Source organism: Wandonia haliotis, from assembly GCF_039523435.1.
GTDB lineage: Bacteria > Bacteroidota > Bacteroidia > Flavobacteriales_D > Crocinitomicaceae > Wandonia > Wandonia haliotis.
Window position 1 is genome coordinate 158,597 of record NZ_BAAAFH010000003.1, and the last position, 22,387, is coordinate 180,983.

Sequence of the window (22,387 nt, forward strand, 5' to 3'; positions counted from 1 at the left end):
TTAAAAAAGCGGGATCTGTTAATAAGATCACCGCCTTTCCTTTTGTCTATGAAATTTTCTATCGTACTATTTCAAGAGATTGAACAAACGGTTTACCCGAATTGTTCACCGCTGTCCCAACTTCGATCTGATATACATATCTTCCTGCCGGAGCAGGCTCCCCATCTGGTAAAGTTCCGTTCCATCTAAAATCAGGATCTTCACTTCGGAACACAACACGCCCTCTTAAATCATAAATTTCTATTTTGAAATAAGAAAGTATCTCCTTCGCTTTAATAACAAGGAAATCATTATCTCCATCTCCATTTGGCGTAATAATATTTGGCAATTTCTCAGAGAAAATTGTCGCTGATTCCTCTTTATGATGAACCAATATTTCATCATTTGTTGCCTCATCTATGACTGGAATTTCATTCTCAGCCGAACTCTTACTAGCGGAATCCCTTCCATTATTCACCTTCTTATCTTCCGTAACCGGATTACCCTTACTATTTGCTGTCGAAGTCTCTTTTAGCTCTTCAACAAGCTGATCTAAATCAACCATTTCGGTTTCCTCTACAGGGGATTCAGAAATATCAGTTTTAATTTCCTCTCCCTCCTTCTGCATATTATCCCGTTGTGCTATCTCACTATCTGATGAACTATTCTCTGTAACAACCAACGTCGTTTCATCTCGTACCAACTCATCATCAGTAGCAGTACTTTCAGGATTGATTTTTACCTCATCAGAAGACTCTTCTATGAAGTTTTTCGTGTGTAGTTCTTTAGTTTTCTTAGTTGAAGAACCCTCAGCAACAAAGTAAGAAATCAATCCTATTGTACCGATAGCAGTAGCAGCTATAATGAGTTTTGATGCAATACCTAATCCGGCAGAACCTGAAGCAGCAGCATTTGCTCCGACCTGTTGAGAAATAGAGCTCCACAGATCAGCATTTACGGGAGCTTCATAACTCCCCAGCTCCTCTCTAAAAAGCTTCTCTATATTTTCAGTCTTCTTCACGTTTTATCGCTCTTGTTTCTAATTTTTCAATGCAATCACGCAAATACGCTCTTGCTCTTGAATATTGTGATTTAGACGTGTTTTCACTAATCCCAAGTTCATTAGCTATCTCTTTATGACTATATCCTTCTATAGCAAACATATTGAACACTATTCTGTATCCGTCCGGGAGTGTAGATAAAACACGTAACAGTTCCTCTGCTGCAAGCTTACCACTGATCATTTCATTATCGCTCAACATATATTGTAGCTCATCCACATCACTGTGAAAAGCATGCTTTTTATGTTTTCGGATCAGATCAAGTGAAGTATTTACCATAATCCGACGTATCCAGCCTTCAAAAGAACCGTCCATCTTGAATTCCTTTATTTTGGTAAACACTTTTACAAAACCTTCCTGAAGGGCATCCTGTGCTTCTTCTTCCGATTTGCAATAACGCAAACAAACTCCCATCATCCTGCCAGAGAACATGTCATACAACTGCTTTTGAGCTCTTGGATTTCCGGAAACACATCCTTCAATCAGTTCCGCCTCATTCATAACAATTTGTACTTCTATCAGACATCAAATATCGAAAATAAGTTGCATCGCATAGAAAAAATTGAAGGAATCTCATTATTTTCAGCGCATTGAAAATAGACTTCCTAATGAAATATTATATTCTTGCGATTGGTATTATAACGTTACAAATCAATTCTTTATTTGCTCAAAAAACACCTACCAACGGTAGATGGAATGGGTACCTGCAACTTCATAAAAATACTGTTCTTCCTTTTCAGTTAGATATTTCAGAAGATACTTTTGAAGTAGTTAACAATACTGAACGTATTCTTCTTGAAGTCCGAAAAGGAGAGGATTCAACAGATCTTTTATTCCCCGATTTTAACTCTTTTCTTCGTGTGAAAATTGAATCCGAAAATTCTATTCATGGTTTTTGGTATAACCGACTTAAGGGAGATAATTATAAAATTCCTTTTTCCGCCAAGCCGTACTTACCCCTGGACGATGTTACTTCGGTAAATGTATCCGGAAAATGGGAAACTACTTTTTCTCCTCAATCTGAAGATGCTTATAAAGCTTTAGGTGTTTTTGAACAAAATTCAAACGTTGTTACGGGTACTTTTCTAACGGAGACCGGAGATTATCGCTTCCTTTCAGGTACTATACAAAATGACAAACTGGTAGTCAGTACCTTTAATGGTTCTTTTGCCTTTCTATTCACAGCTACAGTAACCGAAAATAAACTGGAAGGTATGTTCTATAGTGGTAATCACTGGAAAACTAATTGGGAAGCTTTAAAGAATGAAAATTTTAAACTCGCTGATGCCGATTCGCTTACTTATGTTACAAATGAGGAAATCCCGGTAAAATTTGAATTTCCGGATCTGCAGGGAAATACCTTCTCCTACCCTAATCCTGATTTTGAAGATAAAGTAGTAATTATTCAGCTGATGGGTAGCTGGTGTCCGAATTGTCTGGATGAATCGCTGTTCTATAAGTCACTTTATGAAAAGTACGCAACAAAAGGTCTGGAAATCATTTCGGTTTGTTATGAAATTCCAAAATCTGCAGAACAAAGAGTGGAAGGAGTAAAAAGAATGAAAGCTAAAAATGATCTTCCCTTTCATTTTGTTATTGCCGGCAGTGCAAAAAAGGATTGTGCATCAAAACACTTTCCTATGTTAAATGATATCATGTCCTTCCCTACATCTATCATTATTGATAAATCAGGAAAAATACGAAACATTCACACCGGGTTTTCAGGACCCGGAACAGGAGACTATTATCTTGAATACGAAAAAAATACTACTCAATTAATAGAAGAATTATTATCCGAATAAGCAGTAACTGAATTTATTTCAGTTTGTTAACAACAGGACGCTCTTCGGCATTTGCCAGTTTCCAGGTTACCAAAAAAATCAAACGGGTAACACTCTCTAATTTTTCAAAGTCTATTTTCTCGACTGTATCTGTAGGTTGATGATAGTCTTCATGAACTCCGGAAAAGTAAAAAATAGAAGGAACGCCATGAACGACAAAATTATAATGATCGGATCGGTAATAAAACCGATTGGGATCATCTTCCGAATTATATCTGTAATCCAGACGGATCTTTCCTAATTCTTCCGCTGCAGCTTCATTCGTTTTATGCAAATCATCACTCAACCTATCTGAACCTATTACATAAATGTACGCGGGATCTTCATTTAAATCATCTGACCTTCCGATCATATCTATATTCAGGTTGGCTATCGTATTATGCATCGGAAACACCGGATTCTCTGAATAGTATTTCGATCCTAATAAACCTTTCTCCTCTGCCGTAACCGGCATAATAAGTATGGTTCGTAAAGGTCCCTGCCCTGCTTTTTTTGCAAGCGCCAGAGATTGAGCAATTTCCAGTAAAGCAACAGTACCTGATCCATCATCATCCGCGCCATTGTATATTACTCCATCTTCTTTACCTAAATGATCATAATGGGCTGTCAAAACCACAACTTCGTCTTTCAAAACAGGGTGAGATCCCGGAATAACCCCCAAAACATTTTCCGTTTCAATCACTTCTACCCCATCATTCAATCGTACATTTCCCTGTAGTAATTCCTTTAATTGTCCGGAAGGTTTTTTCATCCATTTCTTAACCTTTCCTGACAATTCAAAACTCTTCTTATCAACAAACAATGAAGCAAAAGAAGTTTTTACATTACCCGGAAAAACCAATCTGGCTTCGTTAAAATAATGTCCGTATAACTCATTAAAATTATCCCAGTCTTCAATCAAAAAACCAACTCCTCCGAATCCTGCCTTCTGAACATCCTTTATTCTTCCGAATAATTCACGATACGTTTCCTTCCCCTGAACAAGCAAAGCATATTCATGTTCTTTCCCAACATTATTCGAAGAAAAAGGAATAAACTCTATATTCTCTTCCTCTATCGTATTCGGCCCGGTATATAAAAACTGACCAGGAAAAGATAATCTCGTACCATTAACCTCCAGTTCTCCACCCGGAATTACTTTATGAAGTTCAAATTTCTGAAAATATGAATCTAATACTTCTGCTTGCTCAAGTCCATAGGTCGCAAAATGCTCACTCAGATAAGCAGCTGCTAACTTTTGTCCTTTTTCACCTGTTCCTCTTCCTTCAAAAGCATCAGAAGCAATAATCTCAAGGTGCCTTTTCAATTCTGCTCCTGTAATAGAATCCATAAAAGGTTGCTGACCATAAACAGATACAGTCAGAAAAAGAACGACAAACAATAAACGCATAATCTGATAATTAAGAGCAAGCAATTTTATTCACCCGATTGGCGTGTCTTCCTCCTTCAAATTCTGTAGAGAAGAAAGTATCTACCATTTCTATTGCAGCCTCCCTACTGATAAACCGGGCAGGAAGTGCAATTATATTTGCATTATTATGTAATCGTGCCAATTCTGCAATTTCAGTTTCCCAACACAAAGCACAACGAATTCCCTGGTGTTTGTTGGCCGTCATACTAATTCCATTTCCACTTCCACAAATCAATATTCCCAGTATATCCTCATTATTTTCAACAAAATCAGATACCGCGTGTGCATAATCAGGATAGTCAGTACTATCCGCAGAATAAGTTCCGTAATCTTTTACCTCATACCCTTTCTCTGTAAGATACTCTTTAAGGTATTCTTTCAATTCAAAACCTGCGTGATCACAACCAATAGGAATAATTCTGGACATTTCTTAGCTATTTAAACAATAATAAACCTCTGTAAACAATACTTCTTGCTATTCGGTTTCAAAATTAGTGCTTATTCACAAACAAGGCAATTTATTAACATTAAAGAAAAATGTGTTTATGTAACTAATTAATAATCAGTAATACATATCTCCATTTTATCCACAGTGAATTACTACTTACTGTTAAAACGATGTGTGAAGAAATCAATAATAAACTATTGCTATTCACAAAAAAGAAACTGTATATACAAGAAAACGAATTTACCAAGTTAGAATAGGGTCATTTTGTAATGAGTTATTAACGATAGAATAAACGTATATCAACCCATTATTTCCTAAAATTAAATTCACATTAAGAATATTCACAGTTTTGTTGATAAGCTATCCAAAAACACCTGAATCAATACATTCCGAAAAAAAGAACTGTTGAAAACATAGCTTTAAAACTTCATAAGTTATATTTACAACTGTAAAGTGTATTATTTTTTCACATTATCCACAGCCTTAATAAAGAATAATAAAATCTCTTTTTAAATAAATTTATTTTTGATTATGATAAAAGAAAGCATTGCAAAAGAGTACTTGGTGTTTAGTATTTTTCTTGCTATCTTCTTTTCAGGATCTCTTTTTGCACAAAATGATACTATCAGATTTTATTACCAGGATAGTTCTGTACACAGTGCAGGAGTAATGCTTAACGGACAACCAGAAGGATTGTGGGAAACCTATTTTCAAGGAGGTACTTTAAAAAGTAAAGCTAACTGGAAAAATGGAAAATTAAATGGGATGTCTTCTTTTTATCTTCCTGATGGTATATTGATAAAAACTATAGAATATTCTAATGGATTAAAAAATGGTTATACTACTGAATTTGATTCCACAGGAAATAAGATACTGGAACTACCCTACGAAAGAGATACGTTAAACGGAACAGGATATCGTTATTATCCTTCAGGTATCTTAAAGGAAGAGTTCTTTTACTCAAATGGAAAATTAGATGGTACGCTCCGTAAATATGGTGAAGATGGTCGTTTAACAGGCATTTCCCGCCTTGAAGAAGATAGCCTTATACAAGAGACCAGTATTAATCAACTGGATGAAAACGGAAGAAAACAGGGGTTTTGGGAAATAAAGGATAAGGAAGGAAATCTTCTGGAAGAAGGTAAATACAAAGATGGTAAACGCAACGGTTCGTTTCGAAAATATGATAAGTATGGTCGTGTAAGTCATTTGGAAGAATATGTGAATGGAAAACGGATTAAACAGCAGGAATTTTCTTCGCTACGTTTCGAAGAAAAATACCACGAAGAGTCAGGACTTTGGTCTAGGGGACCAGAAAAGAACGGGGTAAAGATAGGAACACACCATTTTTTCGATTCTACCGGAAATGTATTGTTTTCGGAAGTCTACCGGGAAGACACATTAGCGGCCAGAGGAATAGTATCAGATGCAGGGATAAAAGACAGCATGTGGCTTTATTTTTTTCCCAATGGTCAAAAAAGTTCAGAAGGATCTTATCAGCAAGGTCAAAAAACAGGAAAATGGATTTTCTACTATCCGGATGGGAAAAAGGTACAACAGGGATATTACAGGGAAAATCTTCCACATGGTTCGTGGGTATGGTATTATTCTAATGGTCAGGTAAGAGCTGAAGAAAACTATTACAAGGGAAAATTGGAAGGAACACAAATTGAGTATGATTCATTAGGTAAATGCATTACACAGGGGATATATGTGGGAGGAGTAAAAGATGGTGACTGGTTTTATTATGTGGGAGATCATAAAGAAACCGGAAGATATGAAATGGACTACAGACAGGGTGAATGGATCTATTATTACAATGACGAACAAATTGTTTTTAAGGGAGAGTTTAAAGATGATAAGCCGGTAGGTAAACACAGAGAGTGGTATGGCAATGGTAGTTTAAAATCAATCAAACGATACAAACCAGGGGGAAGAAAACATGGAAAATGGAAATTATTCTATAAAGATGGTTCCATAGAACATACCTTATACTACAAAAATGGTAAATTGGTCAACATTGATGGAAAAACTGTAAAAAAAGATTAAACTTAACCGGTGCAAAAACATTCTTTACATAAAAAAGAAATTCACTTTTATCAGTATACTGACAGAGAAGATGATTTTAGAAGATTAAGCCTGATATACGGATTCAGTGCCCTTTTTGTACTTCCTTTATTTACTATACTGGCATTTAATACAGATATTCCTGATATTTATGCATACGTATCCATGTTTGCTTCCGGATATACATTTTTGGTTATTTTGGTAACCTATCTTGTGACCCCGCTGAGAACCTGTATTTTTCCTTTTCATTTTTTATTCTTCTGCGGAGCGACATTGTTTTTGGGGTGGGACCTGATACAATCCGGTTTTCCACCTGTCCATAAAATACCTTTTGTATTTCTGTATGCGGTTATTGTTATTTCGCTGCAACGATTTTACTACACAATCATTTACAATACGCTGATTGCTGTTTCGATCAGTATTGCGGGAATTTTATTCAGTGAATTTTCGAATCAGTTAATTGCACTCGGAAGTCTTGTGTTTATAGCAGGATCTGTTTCTGTACTTTCTCTTTATTCCCGGAACAGGATGATAAGCAGAATACAGGATTATTCCATGTACCTGTCAGCTATTATCAATCAACCTGGAATTGGAATTGCGCTTATCCGTAATGAACATAAACCAGAAATTGTTGATTACAACAGCTATTTTATCAGTTTACTAGGATTGGACGAAGATATCTCGGATCAGGAAACAAAAAGTTTATTAGAAAAGATCATAGCGGAGAGAAATAAATCAGGAGGAAACCGATTTGAATATGAAATAGAAGAAAAACAGCAATGGGTAGAATTATTTCTGGATGAAATTGAGTTGTACGAAGGAGTCTTTTTATTGTTAAAGGTTGTAGATATAACCCTTAGTAAAGAACAAAGAGAGCTGATCCACAGGAATGAAACAAGATTCAGATTGTTGTTTGAAGAAAGTAACGATGCCATCTTTATTATGTCAGGTGGAAAGGTTATTAACGCTAACATGAATGCCGTTGGATTATTCCAGAAAAGTCAGGAAGAATTACAGGGTACAAATTTATGGGATTTTGGTGCACCGCATTTAGACAGCGAACTCCTGAAAGAACACTTTGAACGTTTGGATGAGGTAAATAACAAAGTGCGTCTGGAGTGGGATTTTATCCGTACAGATGGTAAAATTATTCATGTAGAATTATCTCTCATTCTCATGTTTGCTAACGGAGAACGTTTTGAGCAATGCGTTGTACGGGATATTACCGAACAGAAGAATCATGAACATCAGTTAAAAACTACACAACAGACATTCAAAAACATTATAGAGAATATTCCGGAAGCTATCTTACTGTTTACAAGAAATACAGTAGTTTTTGCCAATACAGAAGCATACCGTATGTTGAATTTCACATCAGATTCTATTTATTCGGTAGAGTTGGATGAATTATTCATTGATAAAAACAAAGACATTTTTATTAAAGCCATCAATAACCATGGTCCGTCTAAAAAACTGGTGAATGAACAGATAGAAATTCAGCGTTTTAACAGTGATGAAAAAATAGATGTTGAATTTACGCTTACTAATACCATTTTCAACGGTGAAAAGGTATCTATGCTGATAATCAAGGATATTTCACTTATCAACAAACTGGCGGGTCAGCGATTCAGAGCGGAAGTGGCGGAGGAAATGAACAAAAAACTGGTTCATGAAATTGAAGAGCGACGAAAAACAGAAAAACTGTTACAGGAACAATCACTGAAGTTAAAGGCAATTATAGAAAACTCGTCCAACACACTTATCTGGACGGTTAACAGGGGTTTTGAATTATTAATGTTTAACGAATATTTTCATTCCACAATCTTCCATCTTTTTTCTGTGGAATTATCAGAAGGTGTAAACATGGTTGACCTGTTTACCACATATATGGATGAAAAGGAGTCAGAAGCTTTTCGAAAGGGAATGAACAAAGTACTGTCGGGTCATTCCACACAAATTGAAAATAAACTGAGTATAGGAGAAAAAAAGTACTGGATTGAAACTTTTCTCAATCCGATAATTGATACGGAAGGAAATGTGATAGAAATTTCCTGTGTTTCCCACAACAGTACGGAGAAGAAAGAAACCGAACAGGAAATCATCAATTCATTGAGGGAAAAAGAAATCTTACTTAAAGAAGTTCACCATAGAGTAAAGAACAATCTGCAGGTTATTTCTAGTATCCTAAATCTTCAGAGCTCCTATGTGACAGATGAAAACACGAGAAACATACTTCAGGAATCTCAGAACAGGATTAAATCAATGTCTTTTATACACGAAAATCTGTATCAGAAAGACCGTTTTTCGTCTATTGATTTTTCGGAGTATATTTTTAATTTATCGAACAATTTAGTACATTCATATCAAATTTTTGATAATTTAGTAGAAATTAAATACGACATGGAAAAGATCCATTTGAGTTTGGATCAGGCTATTCCATGTGGATTAATTGTTAACGAACTTGTTTCTAACGCACTTAAATATGCTTTTCCTGAGAATTTTGACAATGGTGAATTGTTAATAAAGCTTAAGAAAAAGGATGAAAAAATTGAATTGATGATAGGAGACAATGGAATAGGTCTGCCCAACAATTTGGATATCAACAAAACGGACACTTTAGGGCTTCAACTTGTATTAACACTGATCGATCAGTTGGACGCCGATGTTGAGATTAAAAGGGAGGAGGGTACAAAATATTTCATTACTTTTGAACTTTTAAACGTGTAAATTATGCCGAAGACGAATGTATTGGTAGTCGAAGACGAATCAATTGTATCAAAAGATATTCAGCACAGCCTGAAAAAGCTGGGATACAATGTGGTTGGAGCAGCTTCTACAGGAGAGCGGGCCATTGAATTGGCAAAAAGCGAAAAACCGGATATCGTACTTATGGACATTATGCTGAAAGGTGAAATGAACGGTATAGATACAGCGGATGTTATGAAATCGGAATTTGGTATTCCGGTTATTTTTCTGACGGCATATGCGGATGATTCAACATTATCAAAAGCGAAAGTTACCGAACCATACGGATACATAATCAAACCATTCAAAGAAGTTGATTTGCACACAACAATTGAAATGGCGCTTTATAAGCACAACAAGAACAAAGAAGTTGAAAAAGAGCGTGATTTGTTGTATTCAATTGTTGAAAACAAAGATAGTCAGGAGTTTATTTTCGTTAAATCCAACAGTCGTCTGGTGAAGTTGAACACAAAAGATATTTATTTTGTGGAAGCATTAAAAGACTACGTGGTTATTAACACATTGGATAGCCGGTATACGATCCATTCTACAATGAAGGATATTGAAAAGAAACTTCCCGGAGATCAGTTTACACGTGTTCACAGATCGTATATTGTTCGATTAGATAAAATACAGGCTATTGAGTATCCGAATTTACATCTTGAAAACGATAAAAAGATTATTCCGATCGGTGGTTCTTACAGAGATGAACTTCACAATAAAATTAACCTGGTATAAGGTTGAGTAGGAAATATAAAACTGAAAAAGAGCTGTCCCTTTAAAGGCAGCTCTTTTGGTTTTTATTAACAGCTTATTAGCGTTTCGGACTGGTGATATTTAACAATTTTACGTAATTTTGCATAGAAATTTTAAAACTACGGAAATGGCTGAAACGCTGATTGACTCGGGAATTAAAGAAATTCTAAATCAACTAGGAATAAACGAAATTAATAAAGGAGCTTCTACAGGTTCTTACTGGTTCAATACCAGAGGAGAGAAAATAGACTCAATTTCTCCGGTAGACGGACAATTGATAGCTTCTGTTAACGGAGCAGGAGAAAATGACTATGAAGCTACAATCATAAAAGCGCAGGAAGCCTTTTTGGAGTGGCGTATGGTTCCGGCTCCGAAAAGAGGAGAAGTAGTTCGTCAGCTTGCTGAAAAGCTTCGCGAATACAAAGAGCCTCTTGGAAAACTAGTTTCTTATGAAATGGGTAAATCCCTTCAGGAAGGTTTGGGAGAAGTTCAGGAAATGATCGATATCTGTGACTTTGCTGTTGGTTTATCCCGTCAGTTGCATGGTCTGACTATGCACTCAGAGCGTTTCGGACATAGAATGTATGAGCAATACCATCCGTTGGGAATTGTCGGAATTATTTCAGCATTTAATTTCCCTGTGGCAGTTTGGAACTGGAATACAGCGCTTGCCTGGGTTTGTGGAGACGTTTGTGTTTGGAAACCATCAGAAAAAGTGCCATTAACTGCGATCGCTTGTCAGAAAATTACAGCTGAGGTTTTTGCTGCTAATGATGTTCCTGAAGGCGTTTCCTGTTTGGTAATCGGTGATGCGGAAATTGGTAAACTAATGGCTGCTGATAAACGTGTTCCTTTGGTTTCTGCAACAGGATCGACTCGTATGGGTAAATCAGTAGGAGCTACAGTAGGAGAAAGACTAGGACGTTCATTACTTGAATTAGGAGGAAACAACGCAATTATTATCACACCGGATTCAGATCTTAAGATTGTTGTTCCCGGAGCTGTTTTCGGAGCTGTTGGTACAGCAGGACAACGTTGTACTTCAACGCGTAGATTGATCATTCACGATAGCATTTATGATAAAGTAAAAGATGCAATTGTTAATGCGTATAAACAATTGAAAATCGGTAATCCGTTGGATCAGAACAACCACGTTGGACCACTTATCGACAAAGATGCTGTAAACATGTATCTGGCAGCTTTGGATAAAGTAGTAGAAGAAGGTGGAAACGTTTTGGTTCCGGGTGAAGTTCTTTCGGGAGAAGGATATGAATCAGGATGTTATGTACGTCCGGCTATTGCCGAAGCAGAAAATACATTCGAAATTGTTCAGCACGAAACATTCGCTCCAATTTTGTACTTAATGAAGTACTCAGGAGGTGTTGAAAATGCAATAGCGGTTCAAAATGGTGTTCCTCAGGGATTATCTTCAGCCATAATGACAAACAATCTGCGTGATGCGGAGAAATTCCTTTCGGCTGCCGGATCAGATTGTGGTATTGCTAACGTCAATATCGGTACATCAGGAGCTGAGATCGGTGGTGCTTTCGGTGGAGAAAAAGAAACCGGAGGAGGTCGTGAATCAGGATCAGATGCCTGGAAAGTATACATGCGTCGTCAGACAAATACAATAAACTATACCGACGAGCTTCCGTTAGCTCAGGGAATAAAGTTTGATTTGTAAGAAAGAATAATTTTTGAGAGAGGCTGATTCGGTAAGAGTCGGCCTCTTTTTTTGCTCCTAACTATCAGAGACTTTGAGAAATCAACAATTGATAACTCATAAATCGTTCGTTGGAGCGTTTAAAATTTATGTAACTTTACAACAAATAATTTGAAACTATGGGATGTGCGAGTTGCTCCAATTCAGGAGGAGTTCCGCGCGGTTGTAAAAATAACGGTACTTGTAGTTCAGGTGGATGTAATAAACTAGGTGTGTTTGACTGGCTTTCCAATATGGTAATTCCGGGCGGACAGAGCCAGTTCGATATAGTTGAAGTTCGCTTCAAAAACAGCCGTAAGGGCTTTTTCAGAAATACACAAAACGTTTCCCTGCAAGTAGGGGATGTTGTAGTTGTTGAAGGAAGCCCCGGATTTGATGTCGGAGTTGTATCAATCGTTGGTGAATTGGTACGCATTCAGTTGAAGAAAAAAGTACCGGGATTTAAGCCGCACGAAGCTCGGAAAATATATAGAAAAGCTACACAGGAAGATATTAATCTGTGGAAAGAGTCGCGTGAAATGGAGTTTGAAACCATGCATAAAGCGCGTAAAATTGCGGGTAGACTTGGCTTGGAAATGAAAATTTCCGATGTTGAATTTCAGGGAGATAAAACAAAAGCAACATTTTACTATACAGCTGATCAGCGGGTGGATTTCAGACAGCTGATTAAAGATCTGGCAGAAACCTGTAAAGTACGGATTGAAATGCGCCAGATTGGTGCCCGTCAGGAAGCTTCCCGTTTGGGAGGAATAGGTTCCTGTGGTCGCGAACTTTGCTGTTCGACCTGGTTAACGGATTTCAGATCTGTATCAACCAGTGCGGCAAGGTATCAGCAGCTATCATTGAATCCGCAGAAACTGGCGGGGCAGTGTGGTAAATTGAAATGCTGTCTGAATTATGAGTTGGATATGTACCTTGAGGCGCTCAAAGATTTTCCGTCAACAGAGGTAAAGTTACATACGGAAAAAGGGACGGCGTTTCATATAAAAACAGATGTTTTTAAACGAGTTCTCTGGTATATTCATGAAACGAATGAGGTAGGAGCTTCTTCGGGATTAATAGCGCTTTCTCCTGAGAGAGTATCCGAAATCATAGATCTGAATAAAAAGAATAAAAAACCACTTGACCTGAAGGAATTCAAAGAAGAAGTGGAAGTAGCAGTACCGGATTATACCAATGTTGTAGGTCAGGATAGCCTTGACAGGTTTGATAACGTTTTCAAAAAGAAAAAGAAGAAAAAACGTAAAAAGCCGGTAGCAAAAGCACAGGACAATACAGCGAATACAGATACTACAAAAACAAGTACACCTCCGCGTCAGAAAAATAATAACAGACCCAGACCGGAAAGAAAAACAAATCCTTCTTCCGGAGCAAATAAGGAGACCCGGGAGAAAACGACAAAGGATGCAACAGGTAATGCACCACAGCAAAACCCGGCAAATAAGAAAAGAAGAAACAATAACAACAGGAATAGAAAACCAAAACCAAAGAATGGTGAAGGCAATAATTAGTGGAATAGCAGTTGTATTTTTACTAGTAGGATGCGGTCCTAAACCCATTTATGAAGACACGTATGATTTTACGGATCATTTCTGGGGTTCCGGTGAATCACCTCGTTTTACTTTTAGTGGTAACGATACTTCTGTTTTTTATAACTATGTTGTTACACTTCGGACAACACCGGAGTATGAATACAGTAATCTTTGGGTTTTCATGTACACAAAAAACCCGGATGGGAAACAGCGGAAAGACACCTTGAATTTTCCGTTGGCAGATCCGGATGGAAAATGGCTGGGAAAGAAAACAGGTTCTATTGTAGAACATGAAATGCTTATAGGTTGGCAGAAAAAATTCCCGGCTTTAGGTGAATACGAAATACGTTTTGAACAAGCTGTTCCCGATCCGGAACTTAAACATGTTTTGGATTTGAGTTTGCGTGTTATAAAAGCAGAAAATACGAACAAATAAATCCACATAAATCATGACAGAACAAGAAATACTCGAAAAAATGGATGTTCTCAAATCCAAACTTACCGGAAACATTTTTGAGGACGGAGAAGTGATGCAGGAGATTTATGAACTTAAGAAAATCTTGCGTCCTGAGATTGAGACCAATCCTGAGTTGGATGACTTCGATGACGAAGGATGTTTGTACTGCGGAAGCTGATACAAACCTACCCGTTGTTTAAATATAAAACCAGCTTCCGGAAATGGAAAAGAAGAAAGGCATTGCAATTTTAGGTTCTACAGGTTCTGTAGGAACACAGGCGTTGGAAGTAATAGCGGCCTTTCCGGATCAGTTTGAACTGGTTGTTTTAACAGCAAATACGAATGCAGATCTTTTAATTGATCAGGCAAAAAAATTTCAGCCCAATACCGTTGTTATAGGAGATGAACAACGGTATGAAGAGGTAAAAAACGCTCTCTGGGAAGACGATATAAAAGTATATACCGGAGATGAGGCATTACAGCAGGTTGTGGAAATGGGAGAGATTCAGGTTGTACTGACAGCAATCGTTGGTTTTGCCGGACTTTACCCAACACTTCGGGCAATAGAAGCAGGTAAAAATATTGCCCTTGCAAACAAAGAAACACTGGTTGTAGCAGGAGATCTGGTTACACGAAAAGCCAAAGAAAAAGGGGTGTCTATTTATCCAGTGGATTCTGAACATTCGGCTATTTTTCAATGTTTGGCAGGAGAATACCACAACCCGATTGACAAAATATACCTTACTGCATCAGGAGGACCGTTTTTAGGTAAGAAGCGAAACGAGCTAGTATCCGTTTCTGCTGAAGAAGCACTAAATCACCCAAACTGGGACATGGGGAACAAAATCACAATCGATTCGGCAACCATGATGAACAAAGGTTTGGAAGTGATAGAAGCCTATTGGTTGTTTGGACTAAACCCTGAACAGATAGATGTCATTGTACATCCGCAATCAGTCGTTCATTCACTGGTTCAGTTTAGTGATGGATCTATTAAAGCGCAGATAGGGAATCCAGATATGAAACTTCCCATACAGTATGCGCTTACGTATCCGTATCGTTTTCCGGGAGAAACACCACGTTTTGATTTTATGCAATATTCTAACTGGACATTTGAAAAGCCGGATAAAGAGACCTTCAGAAATCTTCAACTGGCGTATGATGCTCTTGAAATGGGAGGTACAGCGCCATGCGTACTAAATGCAGCTAACGAAGAAACGGTGAAGCTCTTTCTGGATGGTAAAATAAGTTTTTTACAAATAGCAGAGATAAACGAAACGGTTTTACGATCAACAGAGATAATTATTTCTCCTGATCTGGAGGATTACAAACGAGTGGATGCATTAGCCCGCGAGAAGGTCTTAAAAGGGTGTTTTTAACTAGAAAAATGCCCGTAACTCAACACCACCTGTGTGTATCGCTTTATTTTCTTCTGATTTTCGGCCATTATACCGTAATGAAAGCTGTAAATTTTTACCGATGTTACGCTGATAGTTTATTCCCCATGTAAAATTGGTTCCGGGTCGTAATGCTTCAAGCATTTCGAAACCTACAGAACTATTAAAATCTCCGTTAAAACGGATGCCTATTACATTAAAATTACCTGATAAACTTCCTTTTTCTGCCTGATTATAGCGGATTTCTAATCCAATATCATGAATTACTGCTTTTTCAAGGTTCCCGAGCGTATTATTTTTTTCCTCACCCCGATAAAACAGAGAAACCCGAAACGCAGTATTGGGTTGATAAATAAGTTCAGGTTTAAGCTTAACATAATTGATAGCAAAATCCCGACCGCTTGTATAATCCGCCTCAGATCTTCTTTCTCCTAATTCGCCACTTATTTTTAATGTAAATTTCCGCTTTATATTCCATCGGGCATTCAATTGGTGATACATATTGCTGCGTTGGTCAAAACCGTTTGCGAGAAGAATTTTGTTGTTGGTTGACAGGTAAGTATAATCCGCTCCAAAAATCTGGTTAGTTCGATTAAAGAAAAAAGTATTTCTTAATGAGGAAGAAGCAGAGATGAGGTTTGTGTCAACAGCAGAAGAAATAAATGGATTAAATGCATCAGCTCCTGTTTCGCTGTCCGTTTTTCTTGAAACCCGCAATTGCGTTTGATTGGAAAAGCGCGATAGTAACTTTAAAAAACCTTTTTTTCGTCCCCAGACACGTTCGGGCTGAAGAAACAAACTTTGGCTGAATTCATTGGTAAACGTGCGAATGTACTCATCTGAAGGAGTAAATATACGGACATAATTTGCCTGATCTTCATAGGCAGCGACTTCAAATTCATTCAAGTCTTTTACACCATCGCCATTATAATCTATCCAGGTATAAACACCACTCCCTACGGCAACTTCAACATAAATGAATTCCCGTTTCAGTTCCAACCCGCTTCCGACCTCGTAAAAAGTAGAACTTCTGATTGCTCCTTTCCAGACATTCAAGTTGTATTCTATTCGTCCTAAGAGGGTATTTTCCGGTTCCTGACTGATCAGGTTTGTATCACGAATTTCTAGCATACGGTAGTTTACCAGTGTACGCAACTGAGAATTTGGATTACTAATCCAGTCGAAACTTCCTCCCAGGTTTCGTGCTACAGCAGCATTTGCCAACCGAAAGGAATCACTGATCTGATCATCCCGTTGACGATAATAGATTTTGAAATTGTTTTTAGCAGAATCGGCCTGCATGATATAAAATTGCCAGTCGATAAACTGATAACTGGTTTTGTCCAATGTATGTATTCCGTTTGTTGGTTCAACCTGATTGTACTCGTGCTCGTCTTTAAATCCAACACGAACTTTCCAGATTGTTTGTGAAACATCGATCATGTGTCGGGCAAACAGAGAACTTTTTAAACCGGTTGTGCTTACAACACTACTGGTCCAGTTAGCAGAAAACCCCCGGTGTTTCCAGTCGCCGTTTAGTCCGCCCTTAAACCCGGTAAAATTGTTACCCCAGGCAAATGTTTCTCCTACAATGCCCACAAATCCTTTTTGGAAACGTTCAAAACGCAAATCAGTATTCCCGATAAACTGATACCCCGAAAGCTGCTCATTCAAAACGTTCCAGTCTCGTTCAAATTCGGCAGTTCTGAAACGTTCAACAGGAACAAAATTTTCACCAATAAATTCTATTCCCGTATTGGACTTAAAAGACCATTTTGCACTACTATCACGACTGAGCGGATTATCTGTTACCAGTCGTACTTTTGCTCCTACCGACTCATTGTCTCCCCGATCCAGTTTTGAAAAAGTGTTGATATCATTGTTCGTATAAGACACTTCCGAAAAGAGTTGCATCTTTTTTCCAAGGTTGATTTCAGCTCCTGCCGTTATCATTTGCCGCTTTTTGGGTGTAATGATAATCCGAACCGGTTCATAATTTCCCTGTGGTATTCCTCCCACCGGAGCGACCCATTTATACACTCTTCCCGAGGCAGTAAAACGATCAAAGACGTAGTTTCCCCTGTTTTCACCCACCATACTGAAAGAGGGAGAGAAAAAAGCAGAATCAGGGCTGACTGAAAAAACCAGTACGGAGTCATATCCAAGGCTGTCTGTGAGTGCATACATCACCTGATTATCCCGAAAACCGATACTATCAATTCCATAGATCAATGCCTTATCCAGACTGTCACCAATCGTAGAAAGGTAAAATCGTTGCTCGGGAGATAAATCCTGTTGTATGGTTTGGTTTTTCGCATCCTGTTCCGAATACGCATTTAACCAGGCTTTTACTTTGGGTCCGTTGTATTCAATTCCGCCGTTAAAAAGCGATCGGGCATAATTCTGGTCCGAATACTGAAACTCTACAATAATCCGCGAATCTTTATTAATGGGTTGGCGCGGAGTAAATGTTATCTCAGAAGTGTTGTAGTTCATTACATAATCATATTCCTGCCCACGTTCCAGTTCCACACCATTAATAAAAACGCGCTCGGTACCTGCCAAAACAATAATGAAGCTTTCATTTTCTGCTCCCCTCAGACGATAAGGACCCTGATTTCCTTCTACACCTTGTATTTGCTGACGATTAAACTTACCTTTTGAAAAGGCTCCACCGCCGTAAATTTTCCATGATTTTGTTTTTTCCTCATCCAGAAAAGAGCGGTATTCTCCGGTTAACCCTTGCGCTCTTTTGTTGTAGGTCATAAAATAGCCAGTAGGTTTCTTTAACCAAAAATCTCCTGCAATTAATTTAAAATCATCATTGTATAACTGGATAAAAAGCTGGTCAAACTCCTGAAGCTTATTTGTGTTCCCGTCTGCCTGAATAGGTATGTTATCGTCGGATAGTGAAGCCATCAGTTTGAGATTGGGAGAAATGTCACCGGATAGCTGCATATTCAATGTAGAATTTACCGATAAGTTTTGGGCATTCCCGATATTAATTCCCCGGGAAATACTTCCCGACTTTTTAAGACCCGAACCTCCGAAAAAATCCTCTGTTTGAGGCTCGGCACCATAAAGAAACGGGTTTTCCAAACCAGGCTTTGCATTATAAACAATACTTGTGTCCTTATGGAATGCAGGAGAGTGGAGGTTAAAATCAAAGACTCTGTATTCTGCTAAAAGAGTATCATTAAAGTGAGCTAGTAAACGGATCGCATTTTGTGTGGTATCGATTTTATATGCAACGTTCTCTCCCGAAACGGTTGTTAAAGAGAAAGAAGGCCAGTAAATTGTAAGTGAATCCAGTGTATAAAGCGAATCTCCTGCAACAATTTTTTTTGTACGCAGTGAATTCTCCTGAGCTCCGGAAAAAAAAACCGGGCACAAAAAGAGGAAAAGCAACAACCGATATATAGTCGTAATTCTCAACAAAGCTAAGATACAAACGTACGGAGAAAGAAAATGTTATGACGAAGAAATAAGCAGAATCAAAGGGTTAATAGTAGCTTAACACAAACTAAAAAACAGCGTAACTTCATTTACGTCTGATTTGGACACATTTGTCCTTAATTTGTTGGCAGATGGGAGACTATTATTTATATCTCGTACTACTACTGTTCGTTCTGGCAGTAATTGATTTGGTAATAGGAGTCAGTAATGATGCCGTAAACTTTCTTAACTCCTCTCTTGGTTCCCGTGTTGCCGGAAGAAAAGTAATTCTGTGGATTGCAAGTGCAGGGATCTTGCTCGGCGCTCTGAGTTCGGGCGGAATGATGGAAATTGCACAAAAGGGTATTTTCCACCCGGATAAGTTCTTCTTCGATGAGATTATGGTGATATTCCTGGCAGTAATGCTTACGGACATTATTCTACTTGATTTCTTTAATACATTCGCACTTCCGACATCCACAACGGTATCCATCGTTTTTGAGCTTTTAGGTGCAGCAACAGCACTGGCGATGTACAATGTTATAACCGGAGGAGAAAGTCTCTCAGAACTTTCAGAGTACATAAACGGAAGAAATGCGCTGATCATTATTTCAGGAATCTTTCTTTCTGTTCTTATTGCTTTTTCAGTCGGTTTACTGGTACAGTATGTTTCACGTCTGATTTTTACTTTTCACTATGAATCTGTAAATAGACTAGTAGCTCCTTTATTTGGTGCCGTTGCCATAACCAGTATTACATATTTCATGTTGGTAAAAGGGCTGAAAGGAGCCGGATTTATGAGTACGGAAGCAAAAGACTGGATTGCTGGCAATAAATTACTGATTGTGGGCTTGAGTTTTGTTTTCTGGACAATTGTAAACTTTGTTCTGGCTACGTTTAAAGTAAATATACTTCGTGTGGTTGTACTTATGGGAACATTTTCTCTGGCAATGGCTTTTGCGGGAAATGATCTTGTTAATTTCATCGGGGTTGCTATCGGAGGACTTACCAGCTATGAGGCATATATCAGTAGTGGAGTAGAGGCTGTTCAGCTCAATATGGAAGTGTTAAATAATCCGGTTAAGTCTAACACGATAGTGCTTTTTGGGGCGGGAGTTGTAATGGTTCTTACGTTATGGTTTTCACGAAAAGCAAGATCCGTTACGGAAACGGAAATCAATCTGGGCAGACAAGGATTAGGAACAGAGCGGTTTAAACCGAATACCTTATCCCGACTTTTGGTGCGTGGAGCAATTTTTACAAGTAAGTACACAGGGAAAATCGTTCCGGAAAAGATTAGAGAAGATATTGAAGAACGATTTTACCCGAGACAGAATGAAATTGACCCCCCGGCATTTGATCTTGTGCGGGCGTCAGTAAACCTGATGGTGGCGAGTTTGCTTATTGTCATAGCTACTTCATATAAATTGCCTTTATCGACAACGTATGTTTCGTTTATGGTTGCTATGGGAGCTTCTCTTGCCGACAGAGCGTGGGATAGAGACTCGGCTGTTTTCAGGGTTTCGGGAGTTATTCACGTTATAGGGGGTTGGTTGTTTACTGCGATCCTTGCATTTTCAGCAGCAGCAATTTTTGCTATTATTATATTGAAAACAGGTATATATGGTATTGGTGGATTGGTATTACTGGCTTTTTTCCTACTATTAAAGAACACCTTGAGCCACAGAAAAAAAGTACAAAACTCAACTCAACGTCAACGACCATTATTCCTGATGCGCAATCCTTCGGAAGAGGTACTCTTTAATGAAAGTAAAAATGAGGTACAGTTTACCCTGAATCTTGTCCGTAAAACCTATAAACAATCCATTAAGGGGCTATTGGACGAAAGCAGAAAGAACCTTCGGAGAGCGAAATCCAAATCAGATGAAATAAAAGAAATTTCAGATGATCTGAACCGGGCTTTTTTGTATCATGTTCAGGCGAGTAAGCATAAAGAAGCAATTCACATGCAGTTCTTTATTTCGGTAATCGGGCAGGTACAACACTTGTCCGTGATAACATCAAAACTGTCCGAAATATCATCTGAGTATGTCGAAAATGAACACACACCGCTGAAAAACGAATTCAAAAGGGATTTGGAAAATCTGGAAGAGGCGATTCGTGATACATATAAACTGCTGGATGATGCCATTGAGAAAAATAGTATACGATTACTGAGAAAATCTGTTGAGCAAATGCGGGAGGATACGGTCAAAATACAGAAGTTGATCATCCGTGTATTTAATCATGATAACCAACAAATGAGCCCCCGGTTAAGTTACCTGATTGTTTCAATCTATATCCGTACAGTGGATATGATTAATGCATCTATTCATTTAGCAGATTATTACCTGGAGTTTCTGAAAGCTATTGATGAAAGTAATGTTCCTGAGCTGAAAGAAAGTTAATTTTGTTCCTCTGTTCTCTTCTGTTCTTCTTCCGAACTCATTAACTCACGGGTACGTTTATCATATTTTCCCTTCAGGTCGTCCATTACTGAGCGTTTCCACAACGGTGTCCCGACAAAATAAGAGGTTCTCCCGATGAGGTGGGCGCCAATAGGAGCTGTTAAGAAGAGAAATATAATAATGGCCAGTGCCCGTGTAGTGGTAGAAACTTCAAAAAAATACAATGCTGTACCGGCTAATAACAGACCAACACCTAATGTAGCTGCTTTGGTAGTAACAGAAATACGCAGGTACAAATCCGGCATACGTACCAGTCCGACTGCAGCAAGCAGGATAAAAAGAGTCCCCAGCGAAATAACAACAATCATGAATAACTCATTCATTTTTCTTTCTTTTTTCAAGGTAATAGGAAAAAGCGACCGTACTCAGGAAAGCTATGAGCGCGAGTATCATAGCAATATCGAGAAACGTCTCTCGCTTATTGACAATGCTGTAAACAGCAATAATACCGATCCCTATGGTTATAAGTAAATCCAGTGCGACAACCCGATCCGAAAGGCTGGGCCCGATGAGAAACCGGATGAAAACCAAAACCCCTGATAAACTCAGGATAGGTATAATAATGTAATGGATATATTCTTGTAAAGTCATCGTAGAATTGCTAATAATCGTTTTTCAAAACCATTTTTAATACTCCGGATAAACTTCTCCTTATCCTCAATATACATGGCGTGTACATACAACACCTTTCTGTCGTGGGAAACATCCAGACTAAGTGTTCCGGGAGTAAGAGAGATCAAATTCGCCAGCAGGGTAATTTCAAGGTTACTTTTAGCGTCCAAAGGAACTTCGACAATTCCGGGTTTCATATAAAATTTCGGAGTCACAACATCAGCTGCAACTAAAATATTTGCCCGGAATAATTCATAGAGAAAGTAAAAAAAGAAACCAATGATCCGGGGAGCAAGGTAAAAATACTTATTGCTTTTGTTGGTGTGACTGATAATCCATAAAACGAAAAAACTAAGAATAAAACCAAAGACAAAATTAATCACTTCCAGACTTCCGGTCAGAAACATCCAGACAATTGTGAGTATAATATTTAATAAAAACTGTATTCTCATGCT

18 protein-coding genes are annotated in these 22,387 nt (G+C 38.1%); 10 read left to right on the forward strand and 8 right to left on the reverse strand.

Features of this window, described 5'->3' with window-relative positions; all coding sequences use genetic code 11:
- Window positions 1-58: 58 nt before the first annotated feature.
- Together ABDZ97_RS01225 and ABDZ97_RS01230 are read right to left on the reverse strand one after the other, a co-directional pair.
- Window positions 59-1,000, reverse strand: coding sequence for a T9SS type B sorting domain-containing protein (locus tag ABDZ97_RS01225; protein ID WP_343784257.1), 942 nt, complete (start codon window positions 998-1,000; stop codon window positions 59-61).
- The gene (locus tag ABDZ97_RS01230; protein WP_343784259.1) at window positions 987-1,541 is read right to left on the reverse strand and encodes an RNA polymerase sigma factor; all 555 of its coding nucleotides are present in this window, start codon (window positions 1,539-1,541) and stop codon (window positions 987-989) included. Before ABDZ97_RS01230 ends, ABDZ97_RS01225 begins: the two co-directional genes overlap by 14 nt.
- 107 nt (window positions 1,542-1,648) lie before the next feature.
- Here ABDZ97_RS01230 and ABDZ97_RS01235 point away from each other — a divergent pair, with 107 nt between their 5' ends.
- Window positions 1,649-2,842 (forward strand): peroxiredoxin family protein, encoded by a 1,194-nt coding sequence (locus ABDZ97_RS01235; RefSeq protein ID WP_343784261.1) that lies wholly within the window; start codon window positions 1,649-1,651, stop codon window positions 2,840-2,842.
- A gap of 13 nt (window positions 2,843-2,855) precedes the next feature.
- Here ABDZ97_RS01235 and ABDZ97_RS01240 read toward each other — a convergent pair whose 3' ends face one another.
- Together ABDZ97_RS01240 and rpiB are read right to left on the reverse strand one after the other, a co-directional pair.
- On the reverse strand, window positions 2,856-4,271 hold the full coding sequence (locus tag ABDZ97_RS01240; protein ID WP_343784263.1) for a M28 family peptidase: 1,416 nt from the start codon (window positions 4,269-4,271) through the stop codon (window positions 2,856-2,858).
- A 10-nt stretch (window positions 4,272-4,281) separates the two neighbouring features.
- Window positions 4,282-4,719, reverse strand: a complete 438-nt coding sequence (gene rpiB / locus ABDZ97_RS01245) for a ribose 5-phosphate isomerase B (RefSeq protein ID WP_343784265.1) — start codon at window positions 4,717-4,719, stop codon at window positions 4,282-4,284.
- A gap of 552 nt (window positions 4,720-5,271) precedes the next feature.
- Here rpiB and ABDZ97_RS01250 point away from each other — a divergent pair.
- The 8 genes from ABDZ97_RS01250 (at window position 5,272) to ABDZ97_RS01285 (ending at window position 15,399) form a co-directional block, all read left to right on the forward strand.
- Complete coding sequence (locus tag ABDZ97_RS01250) at window positions 5,272-6,789, forward strand: toxin-antitoxin system YwqK family antitoxin (RefSeq protein ID WP_343784267.1); 1,518 nt, start codon at window positions 5,272-5,274, stop codon at window positions 6,787-6,789.
- A gap of 9 nt (window positions 6,790-6,798) precedes the next feature.
- Window positions 6,799-9,534 (forward strand): PAS domain-containing sensor histidine kinase, encoded by a 2,736-nt coding sequence (locus ABDZ97_RS01255; RefSeq protein ID WP_343784269.1) that lies wholly within the window; start codon window positions 6,799-6,801, stop codon window positions 9,532-9,534.
- 3 nt (window positions 9,535-9,537) lie between these two features.
- Window positions 9,538-10,290, forward strand: a complete 753-nt coding sequence (locus ABDZ97_RS01260; RefSeq protein ID WP_343784271.1) for a response regulator — start codon at window positions 9,538-9,540, stop codon at window positions 10,288-10,290.
- Between the two features lie 145 nt (window positions 10,291-10,435).
- Complete coding sequence (gene amaB, locus ABDZ97_RS01265; RefSeq protein WP_343784273.1) at window positions 10,436-11,992, forward strand: L-piperidine-6-carboxylate dehydrogenase; 1,557 nt, start codon at window positions 10,436-10,438, stop codon at window positions 11,990-11,992.
- 158 nt (window positions 11,993-12,150) lie between these two features.
- Window positions 12,151-13,542 (forward strand): PSP1 domain-containing protein, encoded by a 1,392-nt coding sequence (locus ABDZ97_RS01270; protein ID WP_343784275.1) that lies wholly within the window; start codon window positions 12,151-12,153, stop codon window positions 13,540-13,542.
- Complete coding sequence (locus ABDZ97_RS01275) at window positions 13,523-13,999, forward strand: gliding motility lipoprotein GldH (RefSeq protein WP_343784277.1); 477 nt, start codon at window positions 13,523-13,525, stop codon at window positions 13,997-13,999. The genes ABDZ97_RS01270 and ABDZ97_RS01275 overlap by 20 nt, the downstream gene beginning before the upstream one ends.
- Before the next feature lie 13 nt (window positions 14,000-14,012).
- Window positions 14,013-14,198 (forward strand): hypothetical protein, encoded by a 186-nt coding sequence (locus tag ABDZ97_RS01280; protein ID WP_343784279.1) that lies wholly within the window; start codon window positions 14,013-14,015, stop codon window positions 14,196-14,198.
- 43 nt (window positions 14,199-14,241) lie between these two features.
- Entirely contained in the window at window positions 14,242-15,399 is a 1,158-nt protein-coding gene (locus ABDZ97_RS01285; protein ID WP_343784281.1) for a 1-deoxy-D-xylulose-5-phosphate reductoisomerase, read from the forward strand.
- Here the strand turns inward: ABDZ97_RS01285 and ABDZ97_RS01290 are convergent, their stop codons facing one another.
- Entirely contained in the window at window positions 15,400-18,852 is a 3,453-nt protein-coding gene (locus ABDZ97_RS01290) for a TonB-dependent receptor (protein ID WP_343784283.1), read from the reverse strand. It lies immediately after the preceding gene.
- Between the two features lie 152 nt (window positions 18,853-19,004).
- On the opposite strand from ABDZ97_RS01290, the gene ABDZ97_RS01295 reads away from it, so the two are divergent.
- Window positions 19,005-21,260 carry an inorganic phosphate transporter gene (locus tag ABDZ97_RS01295; protein WP_343784285.1) on the forward strand — a complete coding sequence of 752 codons (2,256 nt, stop codon included), beginning with the start codon at window positions 19,005-19,007 and terminating at the stop codon, window positions 21,258-21,260.
- Here the strand turns inward: ABDZ97_RS01295 and mnhG are convergent.
- From mnhG to ABDZ97_RS01310, 3 genes are read right to left on the reverse strand one after another with little or no spacing between them, the layout of a single operon-like run.
- Window positions 21,257-21,643, reverse strand: a complete 387-nt coding sequence (mnhG, locus tag ABDZ97_RS01300; protein WP_343784287.1) for a monovalent cation/H(+) antiporter subunit G — start codon at window positions 21,641-21,643, stop codon at window positions 21,257-21,259. The genes ABDZ97_RS01295 and mnhG overlap by 4 nt on opposite strands.
- Window positions 21,636-21,911, reverse strand: a complete 276-nt coding sequence (locus ABDZ97_RS01305) for a cation:proton antiporter (protein ID WP_343784289.1) — start codon at window positions 21,909-21,911, stop codon at window positions 21,636-21,638. The genes mnhG and ABDZ97_RS01305 overlap by 8 nt, the downstream gene beginning before the upstream one ends.
- Complete coding sequence (locus ABDZ97_RS01310) at window positions 21,908-22,384, reverse strand: Na+/H+ antiporter subunit E (RefSeq protein WP_343784291.1); 477 nt, start codon at window positions 22,382-22,384, stop codon at window positions 21,908-21,910. The genes ABDZ97_RS01305 and ABDZ97_RS01310 overlap by 4 nt, the downstream gene beginning before the upstream one ends.
- Between the last annotated feature and the right edge of the window lie 3 nt (window positions 22,385-22,387).

What these genes read in the sequence shown, in the direction of transcription:
- ABDZ97_RS01230 (WP_343784259.1), bottom strand. Translation starts at nt 1,541, where the DNA reads ATGAATGAGGCGGAACTGATTGAAGGATGTGTTTCCGGAAATCCAAGA.
- amaB (WP_343784273.1), top strand. Translation starts at nt 10,436, where the DNA reads ATGGCTGAAACGCTGATTGACTCGGGAATTAAAGAAATTCTAAATCAA.
- ABDZ97_RS01240 (WP_343784263.1), bottom strand. Translation starts at nt 4,271, where the DNA reads ATGCGTTTATTGTTTGTCGTTCTTTTTCTGACTGTATCTGTTTATGGT.
- ABDZ97_RS01285 (WP_343784281.1), top strand. Translation starts at nt 14,242, where the DNA reads ATGGAAAAGAAGAAAGGCATTGCAATTTTAGGTTCTACAGGTTCTGTA.
- ABDZ97_RS01280 (WP_343784279.1), top strand. Translation starts at nt 14,013, where the DNA reads ATGACAGAACAAGAAATACTCGAAAAAATGGATGTTCTCAAATCCAAA.
- mnhG (WP_343784287.1), bottom strand. Translation starts at nt 21,643, where the DNA reads ATGAATGAGTTATTCATGATTGTTGTTATTTCGCTGGGGACTCTTTTT.
- ABDZ97_RS01295 (WP_343784285.1), top strand. Translation starts at nt 19,005, where the DNA reads ATGGGAGACTATTATTTATATCTCGTACTACTACTGTTCGTTCTGGCA.
- ABDZ97_RS01260 (WP_343784271.1), top strand. Translation starts at nt 9,538, where the DNA reads ATGCCGAAGACGAATGTATTGGTAGTCGAAGACGAATCAATTGTATCA.
- ABDZ97_RS01235 (WP_343784261.1), top strand. Translation starts at nt 1,649, where the DNA reads ATGAAATATTATATTCTTGCGATTGGTATTATAACGTTACAAATCAAT.
- ABDZ97_RS01275 (WP_343784277.1), top strand. Translation starts at nt 13,523, where the DNA reads ATGGTGAAGGCAATAATTAGTGGAATAGCAGTTGTATTTTTACTAGTA.
- ABDZ97_RS01305 (WP_343784289.1), bottom strand. Translation starts at nt 21,911, where the DNA reads ATGACTTTACAAGAATATATCCATTACATTATTATACCTATCCTGAGT.
- ABDZ97_RS01250 (WP_343784267.1), top strand. Translation starts at nt 5,272, where the DNA reads ATGATAAAAGAAAGCATTGCAAAAGAGTACTTGGTGTTTAGTATTTTT.
- ABDZ97_RS01270 (WP_343784275.1), top strand. Translation starts at nt 12,151, where the DNA reads ATGGGATGTGCGAGTTGCTCCAATTCAGGAGGAGTTCCGCGCGGTTGT.
- rpiB (WP_343784265.1), bottom strand. Translation starts at nt 4,719, where the DNA reads ATGTCCAGAATTATTCCTATTGGTTGTGATCACGCAGGTTTTGAATTG.
- ABDZ97_RS01310 (WP_343784291.1), bottom strand. Translation starts at nt 22,384, where the DNA reads ATGAGAATACAGTTTTTATTAAATATTATACTCACAATTGTCTGGATG.